1 protein-coding gene is annotated in these 827 nt (G+C 65.9%); it reads left to right on the top strand.

The genetic code is table 11. The features are described from left to right. Positions 1-20: 20 nt before the first annotated feature. The coding region (locus F8279_RS29725; RefSeq protein WP_225853464.1) for a VCBS repeat-containing protein at positions 21-827 on the top strand (807 nt) is incomplete at its 3' end.

Here is an 827-nt window from a genome sequence, read left to right as displayed (position 1 = left end):
CGTCGTTCGCGGGGACGTCGGTGAAGTGGCACGACTGGTTCGCCCTGTCCGGAGAGACACCGCTGACCGCAGACGTCAACGGCGACGGACGAGACGACGCGATCGTGTTCACCCACGGCACCACCGCCGACGTCCACGTCGCCCTCTCCACCGGCACATCGTTCGCCGCCTCCGCCAAATGGCACGACTGGTTCGCCCCCGGCACCGAGGTCCCCGCCGTCGGCGACGTCAACGGCGACGGCCGCGACGACATCATCACCTTCACCCACGACACCAACGCCGACGTCTACGTCGCCCTGTCCACCGGCACATCCTTCACCGGCACCGCGGTGAAGTGGCACGACTACTTCTCCATCCCCGGCGAATACCCCGCCATCGGCGACGTCAACGGCGACGGTATGGACGACATCATCACCTTCACCCAAGGCCCCGCCACCGCAGCCGACGTCATCGTCGCCCTCTCCACCGGCACCAGCTTCGGCCCACCCCAGAAATGGCACGACCTGTTCGCCGTCGGCACCGAACAACCCCGCGTCGCAGACATCAACGGCGACGGACGCGACGACATCGTCACCTTCACCTGCAACACCGACGCCGACGTCTACGCCGCCACCTCCACCGGCACCGGCTTCACCGGCACCACCATCAAATGGCACGACTTCTTCTGCCTACCCGGCGAATTCCCCTACCTCGCCGACGCCAACGGCGACGGCAAACACGACCTCATCGTCTTCACCAAAAACACCACCAACGACATCTACGTCGCCCTCTCCACCGGCACCACCTTCGCCCCCAGCACCAAATGGCACGACTACTTCGGCCTCACC

It is taken from the genome of Micromonospora sp. AMSO1212t (assembly GCF_008868145.1).
Classification (GTDB): Bacteria; Actinomycetota; Actinomycetes; order Mycobacteriales; family Micromonosporaceae; genus Micromonospora; species Micromonospora tulbaghiae.
This window is presented reverse-complemented; position numbering and strand designations above follow the sequence as displayed.